Origin of the sequence: Vogesella mureinivorans, assembly GCF_007644035.1 — a bacterium.
Taxonomy (GTDB): Bacteria; Pseudomonadota; Gammaproteobacteria; order Burkholderiales; family Chromobacteriaceae; genus Vogesella; species Vogesella mureinivorans.
Genome location: NZ_VMTV02000660.1, coordinates 1 through 284, shown reverse-complemented (window position 1 = coordinate 284; position 284 = coordinate 1). Strand labels below are relative to the sequence as shown.

Below are 284 nucleotides of genomic sequence, written 5' to 3'. Positions count from 1 at the left end.
ATACGTTTGTATGCGATGTCCCCCGTGATATTAAATAAACGCAAAAGTTACTATGAAATTTTAGAACAAACCCAAAAAAGTGATTCCAATATCACAAATTGGCTTGTTTGGTTTTTAGACACCTTAAGTGATAGCCTTGAAACGACGTTAAAGCAAATTCATCGAACATTGTTTAAAAGTAGGTTTTGGCATAAGTATTCAAACTTAGATCTCCATGAAGGACAACGTAAAGTATTAAATCGTCTATTAGATGGTGGTGAAAATGGCTTTGAACATGGTATCAG

Annotated in this window: 1 pseudogene; it reads left to right on the top strand. The window is 33.8% G+C overall.

Annotation, left to right across the window (positions count from 1 at the left end):
• A pseudogene (locus FLQ44_RS17180) lies at nucleotides 1-284 on the top strand (DUF4172 domain-containing protein); the annotation flags it as partial.